This window comes from Bradyrhizobium sp. dw_411, assembly GCF_018449695.1.
In the GTDB taxonomy this organism is placed as follows: Bacteria; Pseudomonadota; Alphaproteobacteria; order Rhizobiales; family Xanthobacteraceae; genus Bradyrhizobium.
This window is the reverse complement of the sequence record NZ_JAAVUY010000002.1, coordinates 387,567-407,559: the sequence shown is the minus strand read 5'-3', so window position 1 is coordinate 407,559 and position 19,993 is coordinate 387,567. Positions and strand designations below refer to the sequence as shown.

Below are 19,993 nucleotides of genomic sequence, written 5' to 3'. Positions count from 1 at the left end.
CCCTTCACTGACAGACGAGACCGTGACATGGCCGAGCGCTATCTGAAGTCCGAGCCCTATGCGTGGCCCTACAATGGCGACCTGCGTCCGGAAAACACCGCGCTCATCATCATCGACATGCAGACCGACTTCTGCGGTGTCGGCGGCTATGTCGACAAGATGGGCTACGACCTGTCGCTGACCCGCGCGCCGATCGAGCCTATCAAAAAGCTGCTCGGCGTGATGCGCGCCCAGGGTTTCCACATCATCCATACCCGCGAAGGACATCGCCCCGACCTGACCGATCTGCCCGCCAACAAGCGCTGGCGGTCGCGGCAGATCGGCGCCGGGATCGGCGACCCCGGCCCGTGCGGGCGCGTGCTGGTCCGGGGCGAAGCCGGCTGGGAAATCATCCCGGATCTGGCGCCGCTGCCGGGCGAACCCATCATCGACAAGCCCGGCAAGGGATCGTTCTGTGCCACCGACCTCGAACTGATGTTGCGGCTGCGCGGCATCGAGAACATCGTTCTGACCGGCATCACCACCGACGTCTGCGTTCACACCACGATGCGCGAGGCCAACGACCGCGGCTTCGAATGCGTGCTGATCGAGGATTGCTGTGCGGCCACCGACAAGAGCAATCACGACCACGCGCTCAAGATGATCAAGATGCAGGGCGGCGTGTTCGGCGCGGTGGCGACGTCCACCGCGCTGATCGGAGCTCTGTCATGATCATCGGCGAAATCCCGCTCCCGAGCGGCGCGCTCGGCGTCGATGCCATCGCGATGACCATGCGCTTTGGCGAATTCGTCGCCCTGGACAATGTCGAACTGAAAGTGCGGCCCGGATCCTTCCACGCGCTGCTGGGCGAAAACGGCGCCGGCAAGAGCACACTCGTCAAATGCATCATGGGTTATTATCACCCGACCGAGGGCGACGTGCTGGTCGGTGGCCGCGAACAGGCGATCGCCAACCCAAAGGACGCGCACGCGCTCGGCCTCGGCATGGTGTACCAGCACTTCACGCTGGTGCCCGCAATGACGGTCGCCGAAAATCTCGTGCTGGCGCGCGACGACGTGCCTGCGGTTGTGAACTGGGCCAAGGAAAAGCAGGAACTCGAGGCGTTCCTGGCGCGCATGCCATTCAAAGTGCCGCTCAATTCCAGGGTCTCCGATATTTCCGCCGGCGAGCGGCAGAAGTGCGAAATCCTCAAGCAGCTCTATTTGAAGCGCCGCTTTCTGATCCTGGACGAGCCGACATCGGTGCTCACGCCGGGCGAAGCCGACGAAGTGCTGGGCATGCTGCGCGCCATGGTCGTCAATGACGGCCTGACGATCCTGATGATTACTCACAAATTCCGCGAAGTGATGGCGTTCGCCGACGAAGTGACGATCCTGCGCCGTGGCAAGCTGGCGGGACATGGCAACGTCGCCGATCTCACGCCCGACAGCATGGCACGGATGATGATCGGCGCGGAAGAATTGACGCTGCAGCCGGCGCGGGTCGGCGAAGTCGGTGACGTCAGGCTCGCACTCAGCAAAATCAACGCGCTTGACGATGCCGGTGCGATTGCCGTTCACGACGTATCGCTGGCGGTGCGCGGCGGCGAGATCGTCGGCATTGCCGGCGTTTCCGGCAATGGCCAGCGCCAGCTTGTCGAGGTGCTCGCCGGCCAGCGCGAAGCCGAGAGCGGCGAAATCCGCGTCATCGGCGACGTCTACCACGCCAGCCGCGAGGAAATGCGCCGGCACAAGATGTCGCTGCTGCCGGAAGAGCCGCTGAAAAACGCCTGCGTCGGCGGCATGAGCGTCGCCGACAATATCGCGTTCCGCGAATTCGACCGCGAGCCGTTCGCGAGCGGCGGATGGTGGCTCAATCGCGCGGCGTTTCGTACCGATGCCGAAAAGAAGATCGGGCTCTACAAGATCAAGACCCGCACGCCGGATACGCCGATCTCGGCGCTGTCGGGCGGCAACGTCCAGCGCGCCGTGTTGGCGCGCGAACTCGGCGGCGAAGTCGAAGTCCTGATCGCCGCCAATCCCTGCTTCGGACTGGATTTCGCCGCGGTCGCGCAAATTCACGCCGAGATCATGGCCGCGCGTAACCGCGGCGCCGCGGTGCTGCTGGTCAGCGAGGACCTCGATGAGCTGCTCGAACTGTCGGATCGCCTGCTGGTGATGTTCCACGGTCAACTGGTCTATGAAGCCCGCGCCAGCGAAGCCGATCTGACCGAAATCGGACGGCACATGGCGGGTCACTGATCCCGGCCTATGCTTCGGCGCTTGAAAATGAGACGCTTTTTCTTGACGCTGGCCGCAATCCACCCCGCTTGAAAACGCCGTGTGGCTTGCCTGCCCCGGCGGCCCTCTGCATGATGCGCGAAGCGGCAGGAACGATCATGGGCGGCATTCCAAATCCCAGCACATCTGAACTCGACGAGCTTTTTCTGCGCCGATCGTTCGATGTCGCCCGCCGCGCCATCACCCACGGCAATCATCCATTCGGCGCGATCCTTGTCGATGAGAACAACAACGTCCTGCTTGAAGCCGAGAACGGCTACATGCCGTCGCATGACGGGACTGCCCATGCCGAGCGCCTGCTCGCCACGCAGGCCTGCACGACCCTCAGTCCGGCGGTACTCGGCAAGGCCACGCTCTATTCGTCCGCCGAACCCTGCGCGATGTGCGCGGGCGCGATCTATTGGGCTGGAATTGGCCGCCTGGTGTACGGCCTGAGCGAACATCGGCTGCGCGCCGTCACCGGCAACCATCCGGAAAACCCAACCCTCGATCTGCCCTGCCGTCAGGTTTTGGCAAGCGGCCAACGCGCCACCGAAGTGGTTGGACCAATGCTTGAAGACGAAGCCGAGGCGCTGCACGCCGGCGTCTGGGAGAAATAAGGCGTTTCCAGCTAAAGCCTGCCCCAGACGCGATCCGGCTGCTCCATCCCGATTTTAGTTCGTCGTATTGCCGGTTTTCGTCGGTGGCTTTGCTGGATGGGTTTTCGCGGTGACCTTAGGCGTATCCGCGCTCCGCGCGACGCCCCACGGGTCGGCTGCAGGCTTGTCAGGAATGTTCTTCAGCGAATCTTTGTAACGTTGGTCGGCCGTGCGTTCCGCCTCGAGTTCCTGCCTGGATTTCGGTGGTGCGGGCGGCGGTCCGGGGGCAGGTCCTTGGCCGTATGCGGGCGCGACCAGTATCGCGATCATCGCTGCGGCGTAGATGGCTCTCATACATGGCTCCTTCCAGGATCGTTCAATTTTTCCCGCGATCAGGCGATCGGTCAATAACCCCTGAGCTGCGAAAGCCGCCCCAAAGGCTACGCAAAAGCACCGCACGATTATGGTCATCCGATGATCGCGCAATGAGAAGACGTCCGAAACGAAAATGGCGCCGCGAGTTCATCGCGGCGCCATTTACTTACCTGAAGAGGATCAGGTGATTAGAACTTAACAGTCACACCAGCCTGGTAGCTCGATTCGGTGCAGCTATGGGTGCTCTGATACACAAGGGCTGTTCCCGTATTGCAGACGCCGAGTTCAGCATTGTGGTCGAGGCCGAACTTGTTCTGCCAGTAACGGTAGGACACCCAGGTGGTAACGAACTGAGCGTACTTCGGACCCCAGAAAGCCTTGGAGGCGTCGAAGGTCAGACGGATCGGTTCGCTGTTCAGCTCGGTCTTGGTCGCGGTGCTTTGAACGCCACCGAGCGGATTGACCAGGTGGGCGTCGTCGCCTTTCGGTCCATACCAACCGGCACGGCCGCTGATGGCGAAGTAGTTGATGCTCTCGGGCAGGAAGCCGAGATCCATGTAGTAATTGATTTCGACGGCCCAAGTCGTGTTGAATTTGACTTCACCATCCAGGTTGCAGTTAACACCCGGTACCGCGCCGGCAGCGGTAAAGCTACCGCACTGGCTGAAGGAGTTACGGTTGAGTTCCTTATAGGCCAAGGGCGCTACGTTGAAGTAGCCCTTGTAGGGAAGATCGAAGGCGAACTGCAGACCGGCTTCGAAGGCGCGCTTGTTGGGAGCGAAATAGTTATTTTCCGTCTCGCCCTCTGCACCGATTTCGAACGAAATGTTATGCAGCGGCCCATAAGAGAAAGCCTTGGTGTTGAAGATTTCGTTCCACCCGTAAGTGCTGCGGAGCAGGCCGAAGAACTCGGTCGCACCGGAGCAGCTCGCCGCAACACCGGAGGGAAGAACGCCAGCGTTGATGCAGGGGCCGGCCGGATCGTTGTGGTCCGACTTGAACAGGTTCACGCTGAAGAAGTTGGTGCCGTAGGCCCACACGTCGAAATGCGTGAACGAATAGACGCTCTTGGCCGTGTCGCCGTTGTTGGTACCGTTCGGACGGACTGACCATACGCCCGGATCGGTGCCCTTGCCGATATAGGAGAAGGTTACCCGGTCATCGATCACGAGAAAGAAGGGAACGTCCGGAATCGGCTTGGCCTTCACTTTGACGGGAAGGTCCGCAGCGCTTGCGAAGCTCATAGGAACAAAAGAGGCAAGTGACAGCATCGCGGCTGCAATTGCTTTGGTACGATAGGACATTCGGATTACCCCCAAAGTTGAACGATCCACATTGATCGAGGTCCTTGAGCCGGACACTTGCGCCGTTCGTTAATTCTGAGAAGCCTCAAGTTTTTCCATGGGCTGCCGCAAGTTTCATCAATAAGGTTCCGTAGATCAGCGAGTTAAGCCCGGTCGGCACGAATTATTGCAACGCACGAAATTGCCTCCGGCAAGCCTGAGAATGGCAGATGTGCCTATGTTTACTGGTTATTTTCGATAGTCCGACGCGACATGAGCAGCAAATCCGCCGGCAAAAAACCGATGTCCTGTGGCCTCTGACGAGGACAAAACAGGGCCGCTCACATTCGCGGCAGGCCTGGTGGGCGCTTTCGATTTGGAATCGACCGTCACAATTTTGCAACAGGATTTTTGGGGATTTCGACCCCTGACCGGACGGAATGAGGCTCCGGGGACACATTGGGCGCTAGACTGCGCAACGGCGTCCCCGGGGAATCACTGCCGGGCAAGTGCCAAAGAGTTGGGCAAACGCTGGCGCTTTTTCCCTACTTACGCCGAAGTCTAAACTAGCTCACTATTAAGGCACCCCATTCCTCATACGCGTGGCAACGAATGTTAGACCCGACGCCTACCGGCCTGCATTCCGGCGGAACACCCCTGCTCCAGACAGTTGGGCTGACCAAGCGTTATGGAAATTTTCTGGCCAACGAAGCGATCGACATCGATATCTGGCCGCAGCAGATCCATGCCCTGCTCGGCGAAAACGGCGCAGGCAAGTCGACACTCGTCAAAACAATTTACGGATTGATCCAGCCGAGCGAAGGCGAAATGCGCTGGCAGGGCGAGAAGATGGTTCTCTCCGGACCATCCGAAGCGCGCGCGCGCGGCATCGGCATGGTGTTTCAGCATTTCTCGCTGTTCGACAATCTCACCGTTGCCGAAAATGTGGCGCTGGGCCTCGACGGCAAGGAATCGTTCAAGGACATGTCCGCGCGCCTTGAGGAAGTCTCCAATGTTTACGGGCTTCCGCTCGATCCCAAGCGCGAGGTCTGGCAATTGTCGGTGGGAGAGCGCCAGCGCATCGAAATCGTACGGGTATTGATGCAGAATCCCAAATTCCTGATCCTCGATGAGCCGACAGCGGTGCTGACCCCGCAGGAAGCCGATCAGTTGTTTATCGTGCTGGACCGGCTGAAGGCGGAAGGCCGCGCGATCCTCTACATCAGCCACAAGCTGGAAGAGGTGAAGCGCCTCTGCGACACAGCTACCATCCTTCGTGGCGGCAAGAAGGTTTCGACTTGCAACCCGCAGCAGGAGACCGCCGCGTCGCTGGCGCGCATGATGGTCGGGGCCGACATCAAGGAAGTCAAAGCGGCCGCGGGCCGGAAAACCACGGTGCCGCGCCTCGTCGTCAACGACTTGAACATGGAGCCCGACGATCCCCACGGCGTGCGACTCGCGAATATTTCGCTCGAGCTGAAGGGTGGTGAAATCTTGGGCATCGCCGGCGTTGCCGGTAATGGGCAGGATGAACTTTTCGCGGCGCTGTCGGGCGAGCGCCAGTGCCCGGACCCCGGCACCATCGTGATCGACGGCCACGCGGCGGGACATCTGTCCATCACGCTGCGCCGCAAACTGGGCGCGGCCTTTGTGCCTGAAGAGCGCCTCGGTCACGGCACCGCGCCCCGCATGAAGCTTTCGGAGAATGCCTTGCTGACCGGCCACGCTGCCAGCGGCATGGTGCAGCATGGTTTCGTCAATACCGCCGCGACATTATCGACCGTCGATCGCGCAACCGAAACCTTCGACGTGCGCAAGGCCAAACGCGATCCCGAAGCGGCGAGCCTGTCCGGCGGCAATCTGCAAAAATTCATCGTCGGCCGCGAAATTCTGCGTAACCCCGCGGTTCTGGTCGTCAGCCAGCCAACCTGGGGCGTCGATGCCGGCGCGGCCGCCGTTATCCGGCAGGCCCTGCTCGACCTCGCCGCGAGTGGCGCCGCAGTACTCGTGACCAGCCAGGACCTCGACGAACTCGCCGAAATCACCGACCGGATCGCCGTGATGTTCCACGGCCACCTCTCGCAGCCGATGGCGACCGCGGAAGCGACGCGTGAGAAGCTCGGCCTGTTGATGGGCGGAAGCAGTCTGGAGCAAAAGGAAGCGCCGCATGCAGTTAGTGCTTGAGAAGCGCGCCGAGCGCTCCAACACCATCGCGCTGATTTCGCCGCTGATCGCGATCGGCCTGACCATCGTGACCATGACCATCCTGTTCGCCATTCTCGGCAAGAACCCCATATTGGCGCTGCACGCCTATTTCATCGCTCCCCTGAGTGACAGCTATTCGCTGCAGGAAATCGCAGTGAAGGCCACGCCGCTGGTGATGATCGCCGTCGGCTTGTCGCTTTGTTATCTCGCCAATGTCTGGAACATCGGCGCCGAGGGACAGTTTCTGATCGGCGCGGTGGCCGGCAGCTGGCTCCCGGTCGTAACCCATGGCACCGACGCCGGATATTGGGTGCTGCCCGCGATGCTGGTGTGCGGCACGGTGGCGGGCGCGCTCTACGCGCTGATACCGGCGATCTGCAAGGTGAAATTTGGCGCCAGCGAAATCCTGACCAGCCTGATGCTGGTGTATGTCGCGGATCTTTTTCTGGATTACATGGTGCGCGGGCCATGGCGCGATCCGAACGGTTTCAACTTTCCGACCACGGCGGAGTTCGACCCCGTCGCAACGGTGCCGCTTCTGGTCAGTGGCGGACGGCTGCATCTGGGCGCCATCATCGCGTTGCTCGTGGTGGCCGCCGTCGCCGTGATGCTCGGCCGCACGATTAAAGGATTTGAAATTCGCGTCGTCGGCGCCGCGCCGCGCGCCGCGCGGTTCGGCGGTTTCAATTCCAATCAGTTGATCCTGCTCACCTTCGCCATCTCGGGCGGATTGGCGGGACTGGCGGGCATCATCGAGGTGGCCGGACCGGTCGGACACCTGCAGCCCGGCTTTTCACCCGGCTACGGCTTCACCGCGATCATCGTCGCGTTTCTCGGCCGATTGAACCCGGTTGGAATATTAATTGCAGGTCTTTTCCTCGCACTCACCTTCATTGGCGGCGAACAGGCCCAGATTGCGATGAAAATTCCGCTCGACGTCACCAAGGTGTTTCAAGGCATCCTGCTGTTTTACGTACTCGCCTGCGATTCCCTTATTCTCTACCGGTTCCGTCTGATCTTCCCGTCGCCAAAGGTGTCCAGTGGCGCTGTTTGAAGCCATCATTCTTTCGGTATTGGCGGCATCGACGCCGCTATTGATCGCGGCCATCGGGGAACTGGTGACCGAGCGCGCCGGCGTGCTCAATCTCGGCGTCGAGGGCATGATGATCATGGGCGCGGCCTGCGGATTTGGCGGCGCATGGCTTAGCGGCTCGGTTATCGTCGGAGCCTTGTGCGGGATCGTCGCCGGCACCCTGATGTCCCTGATCTTCGCTCTCATGACGCTGGGCCTTGCCGTCAATCAGGTGGCGACCGGTCTTGCGCTCACGATCCTCGGCATCGGGCTTTCGGGCCTGATCGGAGCCGGCTTCGTCGGTGAGCGCATCACACCGGCGCCGCATCTCTATATCCCGGGGCTCACCGACATTCCCTTCGCCGGGCGCATCCTGTTCGGTGAGGACGGCTTCATCTATCTGTCGCTGGCATTGGTGATCGGCGTCTGGCTGTTTCTCTACCGCACGCAAGCGGGCCTGATCCTGCGGGCCGCCGGCGACAATCACGTTTCGGCGCATGCGCTGGGTTATCCGGTGCTGCGGATCCGGATGTTCGCGGTGATGTTCGGCGGCGCCTGCGCAGGCCTCGCGGGCGCTTACCTGCCGCTCGCCTATACGCCGTTCTTCATTCCCGGCATGACCGCCGGCCGGGGCTGGATCGCGCTGGCGCTCGTGGTGTTCGCATCATGGCGGCCGGGCCGGCTGGTGATCGGCGCCTATCTGTTCGGCGCGGTGACCATCCTTCAACTGCATACCCAGGCCCTCGGCCTCGGCATCCCCTCGCAATTCATGTCGGCATTGCCCTATCTCGCAACCGTCATCGTCCTCGTTCTGATTTCGCGCGCACGGACCGGCGGTTCGACCGCTCCCGCGGCGCTGGGAACGGTGTTCGTACCCGATCGATGAATGAATACCCGATACGCACACGATGGGGCGTGGGCGCATCGGGGTTGACAGTCCACCCCTTAGTGTCAGGAGAAACCCATGAGAAAGCTTCTCATCGCGGCGACGGCAGTGATGATCTCTGCCGGAGCAAGCTTGTTCAGCGCATCCGCCGCCGACAAGCTCAAAGTAGGCTTTATTTACCTCGGCCCGGTCGGCGATTTCGGCTGGACCTACCAGCATGAACTGGCACGCCAGGCATTGGTGAAGGAATTCGGCGACAAGATCGAGACCACCTATCTCGAGAACGTCAGCGAAGGTCCCGATTCCGAGCGTTCGATCGAACAGCTCGTGCGCGCCGGCAACAAGCTGATCTTCACCACCTCGTTCGGTTACATGGATCCGACGCTGAAAGTCGCGAAGAAATATCCCGACGTGCATTTCGAGCACGCTACCGGCTTCAAGACCGACAAGAACATGGGCATCTACAATGGCCGGTTCTATGAAGGCCGCTACATCCAGGGCGTGATCGCCGGCAAGATGTCGAAGGCCGGCGTGCTCGGCTACATCGCGTCGTTCCCGATCCCGGAAGTCATCATGGGCATCAACGCCACCATCCTCGGCGCCCAGACCGTCAATCCGAATATCAAGGTCAAGATCATCTGGGCGAACACCTGGTTCGACCCCGGCAAGGAAGCTGACGCCGCCAAGGCGCTGCTCGACCAGGGCGCTGACGTGATCATGCAGCACACCGACTCGCCGGCTGCGATGCAGATCGCTTCCGAGCGCGGCAAGCTGGCGTTCGGCCAGGACTCCGAAATGATCAAGTTCGGTCCGAAGACGCAGCTGACCTCGATCATGGACAACTGGGCGCCCTACTACATCGACCGCGTCAAGGCCGAACTCGACGGCAAGTGGACCACGGATAACGTCTGGGGTGGCTTGAAGTCGAAGCTGGTCGTGATGGCGCCCTACACCAACATGCCCGACGACGTGAAGAAACTGGCGATGGATACCGAAGCCGCAATCACCGAAGGCAAGCTGTATCCGTTCAAATGCCCGATCGTCGACCAGGACGGCAAGACGGTTGAGTGCAAGGGCGGCGACCATCTCGACGATGGCCAGGTGCTCAGCATGAACTTCTACGTCAAGGGCATCGACGACAAGATCCCCGGCAAGTAACGTCGGCGCTTCCGAGAAAATCATCGGGTCCGGGCAGCAATGCCCGGACCCTTTTTCATGTGGCTAAAAAACTCTATCCAACCTGCATCGCATGTGCCGCCGCGCTGTGGCGCCGGATCAGATCGGGCACATCAAGTCCGGGAATGACGCCGTCCGACACCACCCATTTGCCGCCGACCATCACCCGGTCGGCGCGATAGGCCCCGCACAGCACCAGCGCCGCCAGCGCATCGCCATGGCCGGAGAAACGCAATTCATCGAGCTTGAACAACGCCAGATCGGCGGCTTTTCCGACCGCGATCTCGCCGAGTTCGGGACGGCCGACACAGGCCGCCGATCCCCTGGTGGCCCAGCGCAGCGCGTCCTTGTGGCTGACACGGCCGACGCCGTAGCGGGCGCGCTGCAGCAGGAAGGCGGCGCGCACTTCCTGCATCAGGTTGGACCCGTCGTTCGACGCCGAGCCGTCGACGCCAAGGCCGATCCCGACTCCCGCCTCTTCCATGTCGCAGACCGGACAGCAGCCGGACGCCAGAAGCTGGTTGCTGCAGGCGCAGTGGCTGATGGTGGTCTTGGCCTTGCCCAGCCGTTTCATTTCCTGCGCGTTGAAATGAACGCCATGGGCGAGCCAGGTCCGCGCATTGAGCCAGCCGCATTGTTCGAGATAATCGAGCGGCCGGCAGCCGTACATCTGCTCGCAGAATTTGTTCTCGTCCTCGGTCTCCGCCAGATGGGTATGCAGGCGAACGTCAAGCTTGTCGGCCAGCGCGGCGGTCGCCTTCATCAGCGATGTCGTGACCGAGAACGGCGAGCAGGGCGCCAGCGCGATCTGCACCATCGCATCCTCGCCACGCTGATGATATTTGGCCACGACGCGCTCGCTGTCGGCGAGGATGGTATCTTCGTCCTGCACCACGCTGTCGGGCGGCAACCCGCCGTCGCGCTGCGACAGGTTCATCGACCCGCGGGTCAGCAACACACGGACTCCCAGCCGCTGCGCGACGCCGACTTCGATATCGACGGCCTCCTCAAGCCCCCCGGGAAACACGTAATGATGATCGGTCGTGGTGGTGCAGCCCGACAGCAGCAGCTCCGACATCGCCACCGTGACCCCGAGATTGAGAGATTCCGGCGTCAGCCGCGCCCATACCGGATAGAGCGCCTGCAGCCACGGAAACAGCTCGCGGTCCATCGCGGCCGGTAGCGCCCGCGTCAGCGTCTGGTAGAAATGATGATGGGTATTGATCAGGCCCGGCAGCACCACATGGTCGCCTGCCTCGAAAAATGCCGCCGAATGGGTCGGCTGGCCGCCCTTGGGTACCAGCTCGACGATCTTGCCGTCCTGAACGACGATGCCGCGCTCGGCCCCGTCGGCGAGAATGGCCAGAGGGTCTTTGATCCAGATCGCCCGCTTATGGTCCATAATCCAAGCCTTCCCAATTCACGCCGGCCTTGTAACTTCAGCCTTCATATTCCAGCCGCTTAATTCAAGCCTTGCAATTCCAAGCCTTGCAATTCCGAGCCTTGCAATTCAAAGACCAGCCGAATCCATGCGAGAGTTGGCGCTGGTCTTGCAAGAATGCTTAAAGAGAGATGCATCTTGTTGAAAGCGCTAACATATCCATGGACCTGAACACTATCAAAGAGGTTGCCCGTCCGCAGAAGCGGGAACATCTGCCCGTTTGGACGGCAGGCGATGCTTGGCTCGCAGGCGGGACCTGGTTGTTCTCAGAACCCCAGGCGCACCTGACGCGGCTGATCGATCTCACCGACCTCAAATGGCCGGCGCTGACGATCAGCGAGAGCGGGCTCGCGATCGCGGCGACCTGCACGGTCGCGCAGCTTGATGCCCTGGCCTGTCCGCCGGAATGGCTCGCCGCCCCCCTGATCAACCAATGCTGCCGCGCGTTCCTGGCTTCCTTCAAGATATGGAAAACCGCCACCGTCGGCGGCAACATCTGCATGTCCTTGCCCGCCGGCCCGATGATCTCGTTGACCACGGCGCTCGACAGCGTCTGCACGATCTGGAAAGCCGAGGGCGGCGAGCAACGTGTCAGCGTTGCCGACTTCGTCACGGGTAACAATCGCAACGTCCTTGCGTCAGGCGACCTGCTGCGCCAAATCGAAATTCCGCTGGTGGCGCTGAAACGGCGCACGGCATTTCGCCAGATCTCGCTGACCCCCGTCGGCCGTTCCGCGGCACTGCTGATCGGCAGCCTCGGCAGCGACGGCGCCATGCTGCTGACGGTAACGGCATCGACGGCGCGGCCAATTCAGCTCGCATTTCCCGGGATTCCGGACACGCGCGAATTGCGCGAGGCGATCCGCGCGCGCATTCCCGACGACCTCTATCACACCGATATCCATGGCAAGCCGGCCTGGCGCAAACACATGACGCAGCGCCTCGCCGAAGAGATTCGCGCCGAACTGCAGGGCCTGGTGTAACCATGGCCTTTCAGATCAACGGCAAGGATTTTCCAAACACGCCGCGGGCCGGACAATGCCTGCGCACGTTTTTGCGTGAGCTTGGGCATTTCGGCGTCAAGAAAGGCTGCGATGCCGGCGATTGCGGCGCCTGCACGGTGCTGATCGACGACGAGCCGGTCCACAGTTGCCTGATCCCGGCCTTCCGGGCCGAGGGCCACGCCGTCACCACCATCGAAGGGCTCGCGCCCGAGGGCGGCATCCATCCGATGCAGCAGGCATTTCTCGATGCGCAATCGTTTCAATGCGGATTCTGTACCGCCGGCATGATCCTGACCTGCGCATCGCTCAATCAGGCGCAGCGGCAGGATCTCGGCGCATCGCTGAAGGGAAACATCTGCCGCTGTACAGGTTACCGCTCGATCGAGGATGCCCTCAACGGCAAGACCAATATCGAGGACGCCAGCGCCGGCACCGCGTTCGGCCGCAGCCTGCCCGCCCCCGCGGGCCCGCAGGTGGTGCGCGGCGCCGCGCGCTATACTTTCGACACGACGATCGAAGGCCTGCTGCAGATCAAGATGCTGCGCTCGCCGCATCCGCACGCAAAAATTATTTCGATCGACAAGACTGCGGCGCTGGCAGTGCCGGGTGTCCATACGGTGCTCACCTTCGAAGACGTGCCGGATCGGCTGTTCTCGACCGCGCGGCACGAAAAGAGCTGGATGGATCCGGACGACACCAGGATACTCGACAACGTCGTCCGCTTCATCGGGCAAAAGGTTGCCGCCGTCATTGCCGAGACCGAAGCAGCCGCCGAGGAAGGATGCCGCCGTCTCGTCGTGGAGTATGACATTTTGCCCGCGGTGATCGATCCGGCGCAGGCGATCGCACCGGGCGCGCCCGTGATCCATCCCGACAGGACCAAAGAAAATCGCGTCGCCGATGCCCAACGCAACATCGTAGCCGAAACCCACGGCGAGTTCGGCGATGTCGCCAGCGCGCTGGCGCAATCGGCCTTTACCTATGAAGGAACCTTCACCACCCAGCGCGTCCAGCACGCCGCGCTCGAAACCCATGGCGGAATAGCCTGGGTCGATTCCGGCGGTGTCCTGAACGTGCGCTCCAGTACGCAGGTGCCGTTCCTGACCCGGCGCGCGCTGTCGGAGATTTTCGATCTGCCGCCCGACAAGGTCCGGGTGTTCTGCGAACGTGTCGGCGGCGGCTTCGGCGGCAAGCAGGAAATGTTCGTCGAGGATATCCTCGCGATTGCCGCCATCAAGACCGGACGGCCGGTGAAACTTGAACTGACCCGCGAGGAGCAATTCATTTCGACCTCCACCCGGCACCCGATGCGGATCACGGTAACGGCGGGCGCCGACAAGGACGGCATACTCACCGCACTGCAACTCAACGTGCTGTCCAACACCGGCGCTTACGGCAATCATGCTGGCCCGGTCATGTTTCATGCCTGCGGCGAGTCGATCAGCGTCTATAATTGCCCCAACAAGAAGGTCGATGCCGTCGCCGTCTACACCAACACCGTGCCGGCAGGCGCCTTTCGGGGCTACGGCCTGCCACAAACGCAATTCGCGGTGGAAGCGGCGATCGACGAAGTCGCCAGGGGCCTTGGCATCAACCCCTTCGAATTCCGCCGCCGTAACGCGGTCAAACTGGGCGACCCGATGGTGGCGCCTCCTGGCGGGGAGCACAATGACGTCATCTATGGCAGCTACGGGCTTGATCAATGTCTCGATCTGGTCGAGCGCGCGATGCAGGTGCAGGGGCCGAAAACCGATCTCTCCGCCGAATGGCTGATCGGCGAAGGCATGGCGCTCACGATGATCGATACCGTGCCGCCGGCCGGACATATCTCGGATTCCAAAATCACGCTGCGTGAGGATGGCGGCTTCGAACTCACGGTCGGAACGGCGGAGTTCGGCAATGGCACCTCGACGGTGCATCGCCAGATCGCCGCGAGCGCGCTCGCGACGACCGTCGATCAAATCCGGCTGCTGCAATCCGACACCGCCCATGGCGGTCACGATACCGGCGCCTATGGCAGCACCGGAACCTTCGTCGCCGGACGCGCGACGCAGGCCGCGGCGGAAAATCTGGCTGATGAGATCAGGATTTTTGCTTCCACGGCGATGAAGACCAGCCCCGAAAGCTGCATTCTCAGAAATAATTCGGCAGTCTGCGGCAAGCAGACTTTGTCCTTTGCCGAAATCGCAGAGGCTGCGCGCAAGCAGGGACAGGCTCTCAGCGCGAGCGGAAACTCGCAAGGCACGCCGCGGTCGGTGGCCTTCAATGTTCAGGGCTTTCGTATCGCCGTGAACAAGGGCACCGGGGAAATCAAGATCCTCAAAAGCGTGCATGCCGCCGATGCCGGCCGGGTCGCCAATCCCATGCAGTGCCGCGGACAGGTCGAGGGCGGCGTCGCGCAATCACTCGGAGCCACACTATACGAAGAAATGGTGATCGACGAGGGCGGCCGCGTCACCAATCCGAAAATCCGCGACTATCATCTGCCATCCTATGCCGATATCCCGCGCACCGAGGTGTTGTTCGCCGATACCGTGGATTCGATCGGGCCGATGGGGGCGAAGTCAATGAGCGAAAGCCCCTACAATCCAGTGGCCGCAGCCATCGGCAATGCGATCGCCGATGCCACCGGAATCCGCTTTACTAGCGTGCCGTTCAAGCCGGACCGGTTGTTTCCGGCGCTGCATGAGAAATTCGGCAAGACTTGATTTAACAAGACTTGATTTAACAAGACTTGATTTAAGATGGAATTGCGACCGCACCGCTTGCACAATCAGCCCCGGCCGACCGTGCATTCGATCTGGCCGTGCGGCTCGTCCGTCGGCAAGAACACGTCGTTGTTGTTATCCAGGCCGAATGCGGAGAGATTCATCGGGATGAAATGCATGTTCGGGCAGGCCATGCTGATCTCGGAAATTTCCGGCACCACGGCCAGCACTGCTTCGCCCATGCGATACAGGCTGTCCTGCACGCTTGCGCTATAGGTGGTGCCGAACACCTCCAGCAACGTCGCAAGAATTTTCGCGTTGGTGGCGGGATAGCTCGATGGCTTGCCCGACCACTTCCACGACGCGACCATGCTGGTCGCGCACATCCGGTCATTGGTCGGCGGGATCGTAGTGTAACGATCCTTGAAGTAATTCTCCCAGCCCGACTGGGTCGACTTCATGAACGTGAAGCCGTCGATCCCCGACTCCATCGTCGATCCGCTGCGGGTCGCCATCACTTCGACCGTCGGCTTGCCGTTGCTGTCGAGAATAAAACTATGCGGATGCGGCTCGCCGCCGAAACTGAGCCGGCTCCATTTGGTCTCGTGCGCCGTGATCGTCGCGGAAATGGCCTGCGGATACAGATCGAGATATTTCTTGGCCAGCGCCTGACAGAATTCCTCGGTGCTCAGTCCGGTGTTCTCACGCGCGACGACGTTGACCACGTTCTTGATAGTGTCCGTCGACACCGAAGTGGAATTATCGGCGCCGGTGTAGGCACGGGCGAAATCACCCTCGAGCATGGCCTTGATGTTGAGCTGACTGACCTCATGCCGGTCGCCGTCGCGATGAATCCGCATTACGCGGACCCGGCCTTTTCCGTATCGGTTCTTGATCAGCGGCACAGGCAAAACCTCCGGTTCAACCGGTGCATTCGCGAAGCTCTGGCGCCCGGTCCAGCCTGATCACGAGCAACGTTCGTGCCATTCGAGTGGTTTTGGGGCGGCTATATCGGGAAACAAATTCTCTTAATGCCTCTTGGCACGGGCCTTGTATTGGTTTTGTCATAGTGGGCGCGGGCCAACGCTGGGGAGCACATTCATGAGCACAGAAACCATCCATCCGGTCGACGAGATCCTGCCGACCCCTCGCCTGCTGGCGCTTGGGCTGCAGCATGTTCTGGTGATGTATGCCGGCGCGGTCGCAGTACCCCTGATCATCGGGCGGGCCCTGAAATTGTCGCCCGAAGACGTCGCATTCCTGATCAGCGCCGATCTGTTCGCCTGCGGACTGGCGACATTGGTGCAGTGCATCGGATTTCCCGGCGTCGGCATCCGGCTGCCGGTGATGATGGGTGTTACTTTCGCTTCGGTAGGCCCAATGCTGTCGATGGCTACCTCGCCGGATATCGGACTGCTTGGCATCTATGGCTCCGTCATCGCTGCCGGAATCTTCGGCATCATTGCCGCGCCTTTCATCAGCCGCTTGTTGCCGCTGTTCCCGCCCGTGGTGACCGGCACGATCATCATGGTGATCGGCATTTCGCTGATGCGCGTGGGCATCAACTGGGCTGGTGGCGGAATACCGACCCTGACCAAAGTCGTCGACGGCGTACCCGGCGCATTTCCCAATCCGGGCTACGGCCAGTTGCAGGGGCTGGGCATCGCGCTGTTCGTGCTGTTGATCATCCTCGGCTTGATCAAGTGGGGCACCGGCTTCATCGCCAACGTCTCGGTGCTGCTCGGCATTATCGCGGGCGCCATCCTGGCCAGCGCGCTCGGTGTCATGCATTTTGAAAAGGTCGCCGCAGCACCTTGGGGCGACATCGTTCTTCCGTTGCACTTCGGCATTCCGCAATTCCATCTCGTGCCGGTCGTGACCATGTGCATCGTGATGATCGTGGTGATGATCGAATCGCTCGGCATGTTCCTGGCGTTGGGCGAGATCACCGGCAGGACGATCGACCGCGACGCGCTGTCCCGCGGACTGCGCGCCGACGGCGTCGGCACGCTGCTCGGCGGCCTGTTCAACACCTTTCCCTACACATCGTTCTCGCAGAACGTCGGTCTTGTCAGCGTCACCGGCGTGCGGTCGCGTTACGTCACCATCGCGGGCGGCGCCATCATGCTGCTGCTCGGCTTTGTGCCGAAGATGGCTGCGCTTGTCGAAGCCGTCCCGCTGGTGGTGCTGGGCGGCGCCGGTCTCGTGATGTTCGGCATGGTCGCCGCGACAGGCGCACGAATCCTGACCGCGGTCGACTTCAAGAACAACCGCTATAATCTGTTCGTGGTCGCGATCTCGGTCGGCTTCGGCATGATCCCGCTGGCCGCGCCGAATTTCTTCCGCAACCTGCCGCACGACCTGCAACCGTTATTGGAATCCGGCATCCTGCTCTGCGCGCTGGTTGCCGTGATCCTGAATGCGTTCTTCAACGGCATCAGCAGCAAGGCTGCCGCCGAGGCGGATGCTGCAGCGATCGCGTCATCGGCGCAGCATGTGTGATCAGCTTCCGCGATAGGTCGCATAACTCCAGGGCGTGACCAAGAGCGGCACGTGGAGATGGCCTTCGGGATCGCTGACCGAAAACCGCAGCGGAATCTGGTCGAGGAACGGCGGGTCCGACATCGGCACCTGCCGCTGCTCGAAATAGCTGCCGACGCTGAAGGTCAATTCGTAGCGGCCGATCGGCACCGGCCGGCCGCCGATCAACGGCTGATCGGTACGGCCGTCTGAATTGGTGACCGCACGCGTCACCACCCGGCTCGCGCCGAGGTTCGATAGCTCAACCAATTCGACCACTATCCCGGCGGCCGGCTTGCCGCTGTGAGTATCGAGCACATGGGTCGACAACCGTCCCTGCACCTGCAGCCGATCGTCCGCAGTCACGAGCTGATCGACGCGCAGAGCGGCTATCCGGCAGATCTCCTCGATCGACTTCTGCGTTTCAGTGTTTGCATCGTTCGGCAGGCGGCGCTCGAAATCGCGCAGGATGGAATCCTTGGTATGGCGGCGCACGCAGACGATATAGGGAAATTCGAATTTGGTGCGGTAGGCGTTGTTGACCCGCTCAAAGGCCTCATATTCGGCATCCGACAGCCGGTCGAGACCGACGCTGTTCTGTTCGGCATTGGATTCGGCGGTGAGTCCCGCGGCGCGCTGCGTCTTGTTGGCGAGATCGGGATGCGCCCTGATCAGCGCGAGGCGCAGTTCCGGGGCCGCCCGATCGACCGCATCTTTCATCGCCGCAAACAACTGGGTGACCCCGGCGAACGGACGCGCCGCTGCAGCCTGCTCGGCGATCCAGGGCGAATACTCGAAGATGTTCGCCAGCGCCTCGACAAAATCGGCCTTGCTGCAGGCGTTCAGGTCGACAAGTGTTCTTTGAGACATGATGTCCTGACTATCCGATATTCGGCGCGTTGGCCGCCAGATGCGAAAGATGGGCATGCCAATGCTGCGCGATCTGCAGCCGCGTCGGCACCCAGACCCGTTCGTGACTCATGATGTAATCGAGAAAGCGCATCAAAGATGCGGCGCGGCCGGGGCGTCCGACGATCCGGCAATGCAGGCCGACCGACATCATCTTCGGCGAGGTCTCGCCTTCCGCATACAGCACGTCGAAACTGTCCTTCAGATATGTAAAGAACTGATCGCCGCCGCCGAACCCCTGCGCATTGACGAAGCGCATGTCGTTGACATCGAGACTGTAGGGAATGATCAGATGCGGTCCGGCAGGTCCCTTGATCCAATAGGGCAGGTCATCGGCGTAGGAATCACAGGAATAGAGAAAACCGCCGGCTTCCATCACCAGCTTGACGGTGTTGATCGAGGTTCGCCCGGTGTACCAGCCCAAAGGACGCTGCCCCGTCACCTCGGTATGCACGCGGATCGCGTCCGCGATCTCGACGCGTTCTTCGGCCTGCGACATGTCCTTGTGCTCGACCCATTTCAGGCTGTGGCTGGCGATATCCCAATTCGCCTCCTTCATCGCGGCAACGATGTCAGGATTTCGTTTCAGCGCTGTCGCAACGCCGAACACCGTGGTCGGCAGCTTGCGATCGGTGAACATCCGCCATAGCCGCCAGAAGCCGGCGCGCGAGCCGTATTCGAACATCGATTCGATATTGGCGTGGCGCTGGCCGGGCCAGGGCTGCGCGCCCAGCACATCCGACAGGAACGCCTCGGATGCGCGGTCGCCATGCAGGATGTTGTTTTCGCCGCCCTCTTCGAAATTCACCACGAACTGCACGGCGACGCGGGCATTTCCGGGCCAGCGCGGATCGGGCGGGTTGCGGCCATAGCCACGCAGATCCCGGGGATATCCGGCTTCAGCCATCACACTTCCTCGAAGCGGACTTTCTGCGCGCCCTTCCAGAGCACGGTCTTGCCCAAGGCGGGCAAGTTCTCGAGATTTGAGGTCAGCGTGATGAAGTGATTGCCGGCGAGCTGTCCCATCTTGCTGGCGAAATGCACGCCGCCATAGGCCAGCAGAATCTCGGTTTCGCTGATGCCGCCGGGATAGAGAATGATCTGGCCGGGTGCGGGATAGCTGGTGTGGTTCTCATAGCTCACGCCGAAATCGAGATCGCCGAGCGGCATCCAGACCCCCTCGCCGCTCCAGCGAACATGGATCGCCTGGCTCTCGAACGGCATCGCGCGACGGAAGGCGGCGACGGTCTTGGGCGCCAGTTGTTCTTCGAAACGTGCCTGGAACGTGAAGTCACCGGCGTGGACAATGAGTTGGCTCATTCAGGGATACTCGTGATTGCGTTGGAAGGAAGATGTTTGAAAATCGACGGCGGCCGAACCTGTCGTATGCTTGGTAAGCAAGGAGCATTCCAGCCGATGGTTAATTCTAGGGCCTTTAGGGCCGCCGGCAAAGGCCGATTGAGGCCCCACTTCGGCCAAATAACGGCGATAGACATCCCATGGACTTACCCCGGCCGATCCGGTTCAATGGCGGCCACCTGCGGATATTTGGCGAGA

Annotated in this window: 17 protein-coding genes; 10 read left to right on the top strand and 7 right to left on the bottom strand. The window is 61.4% G+C overall.

All coding sequences use genetic code 11. The features are described 5' to 3' along the window. Positions 1-27: 27 nt before the first annotated feature. The 3 genes from HB676_RS04470 (at position 28) to HB676_RS04460 (ending at position 2,878) form a co-directional block, all read left to right on the top strand. Entirely contained in the window at positions 28-711 is a 684-nt protein-coding gene (locus tag HB676_RS04470) for an isochorismatase family cysteine hydrolase (RefSeq protein ID WP_213736457.1), read from the top strand. Then, positions 708-2,240, top strand: a complete 1,533-nt coding sequence (locus HB676_RS04465; RefSeq protein ID WP_213736456.1) for an ABC transporter ATP-binding protein — start codon at positions 708-710, stop codon at positions 2,238-2,240. Before HB676_RS04470 ends, HB676_RS04465 begins: the two co-directional genes overlap by 4 nt. A gap of 113 nt (positions 2,241-2,353) precedes the next feature. Continuing rightward, positions 2,354-2,878 carry a nucleoside deaminase gene (locus HB676_RS04460; protein ID WP_249780074.1) on the top strand — a complete coding sequence of 175 codons (525 nt, stop codon included), beginning with the start codon at positions 2,354-2,356 and terminating at the stop codon, positions 2,876-2,878. A 54-nt stretch (positions 2,879-2,932) separates the two neighbouring features. Here HB676_RS04460 and HB676_RS04455 read toward each other — a convergent pair whose 3' ends face one another. Together HB676_RS04455 and HB676_RS04450 are read right to left on the bottom strand one after the other, a co-directional pair. After that, on the bottom strand, positions 2,933-3,211 hold the full coding sequence (locus HB676_RS04455) for a hypothetical protein (protein ID WP_213736455.1): 279 nt from the start codon (positions 3,209-3,211) through the stop codon (positions 2,933-2,935). A 209-nt stretch (positions 3,212-3,420) separates the two neighbouring features. Next, positions 3,421-4,536, bottom strand: coding sequence for a hypothetical protein (locus HB676_RS04450; protein WP_213736454.1), 1,116 nt, complete (start codon positions 4,534-4,536; stop codon positions 3,421-3,423). Positions 4,537-5,127: 591 nt separating this feature from the next. On the opposite strand from HB676_RS04450, the gene HB676_RS04445 reads away from it, so the two are divergent. The 4 genes from HB676_RS04445 to HB676_RS04430 all read left to right on the top strand — a co-directional run bounded on the left by HB676_RS04445 (position 5,128) and on the right by HB676_RS04430 (position 9,836). After that, positions 5,128-6,699, top strand: coding sequence for an ABC transporter ATP-binding protein (locus HB676_RS04445; protein ID WP_213736453.1), 1,572 nt, complete (start codon positions 5,128-5,130; stop codon positions 6,697-6,699). After that, on the top strand, positions 6,683-7,774 hold the full coding sequence (locus tag HB676_RS04440; RefSeq protein ID WP_213736452.1) for an ABC transporter permease: 1,092 nt from the start codon (positions 6,683-6,685) through the stop codon (positions 7,772-7,774). The genes HB676_RS04445 and HB676_RS04440 overlap by 17 nt, the downstream gene beginning before the upstream one ends. After that, the gene (locus HB676_RS04435) at positions 7,761-8,678 is read left to right on the top strand and encodes an ABC transporter permease (RefSeq protein ID WP_213736451.1); all 918 of its coding nucleotides are present in this window, start codon (positions 7,761-7,763) and stop codon (positions 8,676-8,678) included. Before HB676_RS04440 ends, HB676_RS04435 begins: the two co-directional genes overlap by 14 nt. A 78-nt stretch (positions 8,679-8,756) precedes the next feature. Next, positions 8,757-9,836, top strand: coding sequence for a BMP family ABC transporter substrate-binding protein (locus HB676_RS04430; RefSeq protein ID WP_213736450.1), 1,080 nt, complete (start codon positions 8,757-8,759; stop codon positions 9,834-9,836). 73 nt (positions 9,837-9,909) lie between these two features. On the opposite strand, the gene HB676_RS04425 is transcribed toward HB676_RS04430, so the two are convergent. Beyond that, positions 9,910-11,256, bottom strand: a complete 1,347-nt coding sequence (locus HB676_RS04425) for an 8-oxoguanine deaminase (RefSeq protein WP_213736449.1) — start codon at positions 11,254-11,256, stop codon at positions 9,910-9,912. A 200-nt stretch (positions 11,257-11,456) separates the two neighbouring features. On the opposite strand from HB676_RS04425, the gene HB676_RS04420 reads away from it, so the two are divergent. Beyond that, positions 11,457-12,278: an FAD binding domain-containing protein gene (locus HB676_RS04420; RefSeq protein WP_213736448.1), complete on the top strand. Its 822-nt coding sequence runs from the start codon at positions 11,457-11,459 to the stop codon at positions 12,276-12,278. A 2-nt stretch (positions 12,279-12,280) separates the two neighbouring features. Beyond that, positions 12,281-15,007, top strand: a complete 2,727-nt coding sequence (locus tag HB676_RS04415) for a molybdopterin-dependent oxidoreductase (protein WP_213736447.1) — start codon at positions 12,281-12,283, stop codon at positions 15,005-15,007. A 65-nt stretch (positions 15,008-15,072) separates the two neighbouring features. On the opposite strand, the gene pucL is transcribed toward HB676_RS04415, so the two are convergent. Continuing rightward, complete coding sequence (pucL, locus tag HB676_RS04410) at positions 15,073-15,912, bottom strand: factor-independent urate hydroxylase (RefSeq protein ID WP_213736446.1); 840 nt, start codon at positions 15,910-15,912, stop codon at positions 15,073-15,075. 196 nt (positions 15,913-16,108) lie between these two features. Here pucL and HB676_RS04405 point away from each other — a divergent pair, with 196 nt between their 5' ends. Beyond that, positions 16,109-17,509 carry a nucleobase:cation symporter-2 family protein gene (locus HB676_RS04405; protein WP_213736445.1) on the top strand — a complete coding sequence of 467 codons (1,401 nt, stop codon included), beginning with the start codon at positions 16,109-16,111 and terminating at the stop codon, positions 17,507-17,509. On the opposite strand, the gene uraD is transcribed toward HB676_RS04405, so the two are convergent. Genes uraD through HB676_RS04390 form a run of 3 tightly spaced genes read right to left on the bottom strand, consistent with a single transcriptional unit; the run spans position 17,510 to position 19,756 of the window. Continuing rightward, entirely contained in the window at positions 17,510-18,397 is an 888-nt protein-coding gene (gene uraD, locus HB676_RS04400) for a 2-oxo-4-hydroxy-4-carboxy-5-ureidoimidazoline decarboxylase (protein WP_213736444.1), read from the bottom strand. It abuts the gene before it with no gap. A 10-nt stretch (positions 18,398-18,407) separates the two neighbouring features. Further along, positions 18,408-19,343: an allantoinase PuuE gene (gene puuE / locus HB676_RS04395; protein ID WP_213736443.1), complete on the bottom strand. Its 936-nt coding sequence runs from the start codon at positions 19,341-19,343 to the stop codon at positions 18,408-18,410. Beyond that, positions 19,343-19,756, bottom strand: a complete 414-nt coding sequence (locus HB676_RS04390) for a DUF3830 family protein (RefSeq protein WP_213736442.1) — start codon at positions 19,754-19,756, stop codon at positions 19,343-19,345. Before HB676_RS04390 ends, puuE begins: the two co-directional genes overlap by 1 nt. Between the last annotated feature and the right edge of the window lie 237 nt (positions 19,757-19,993).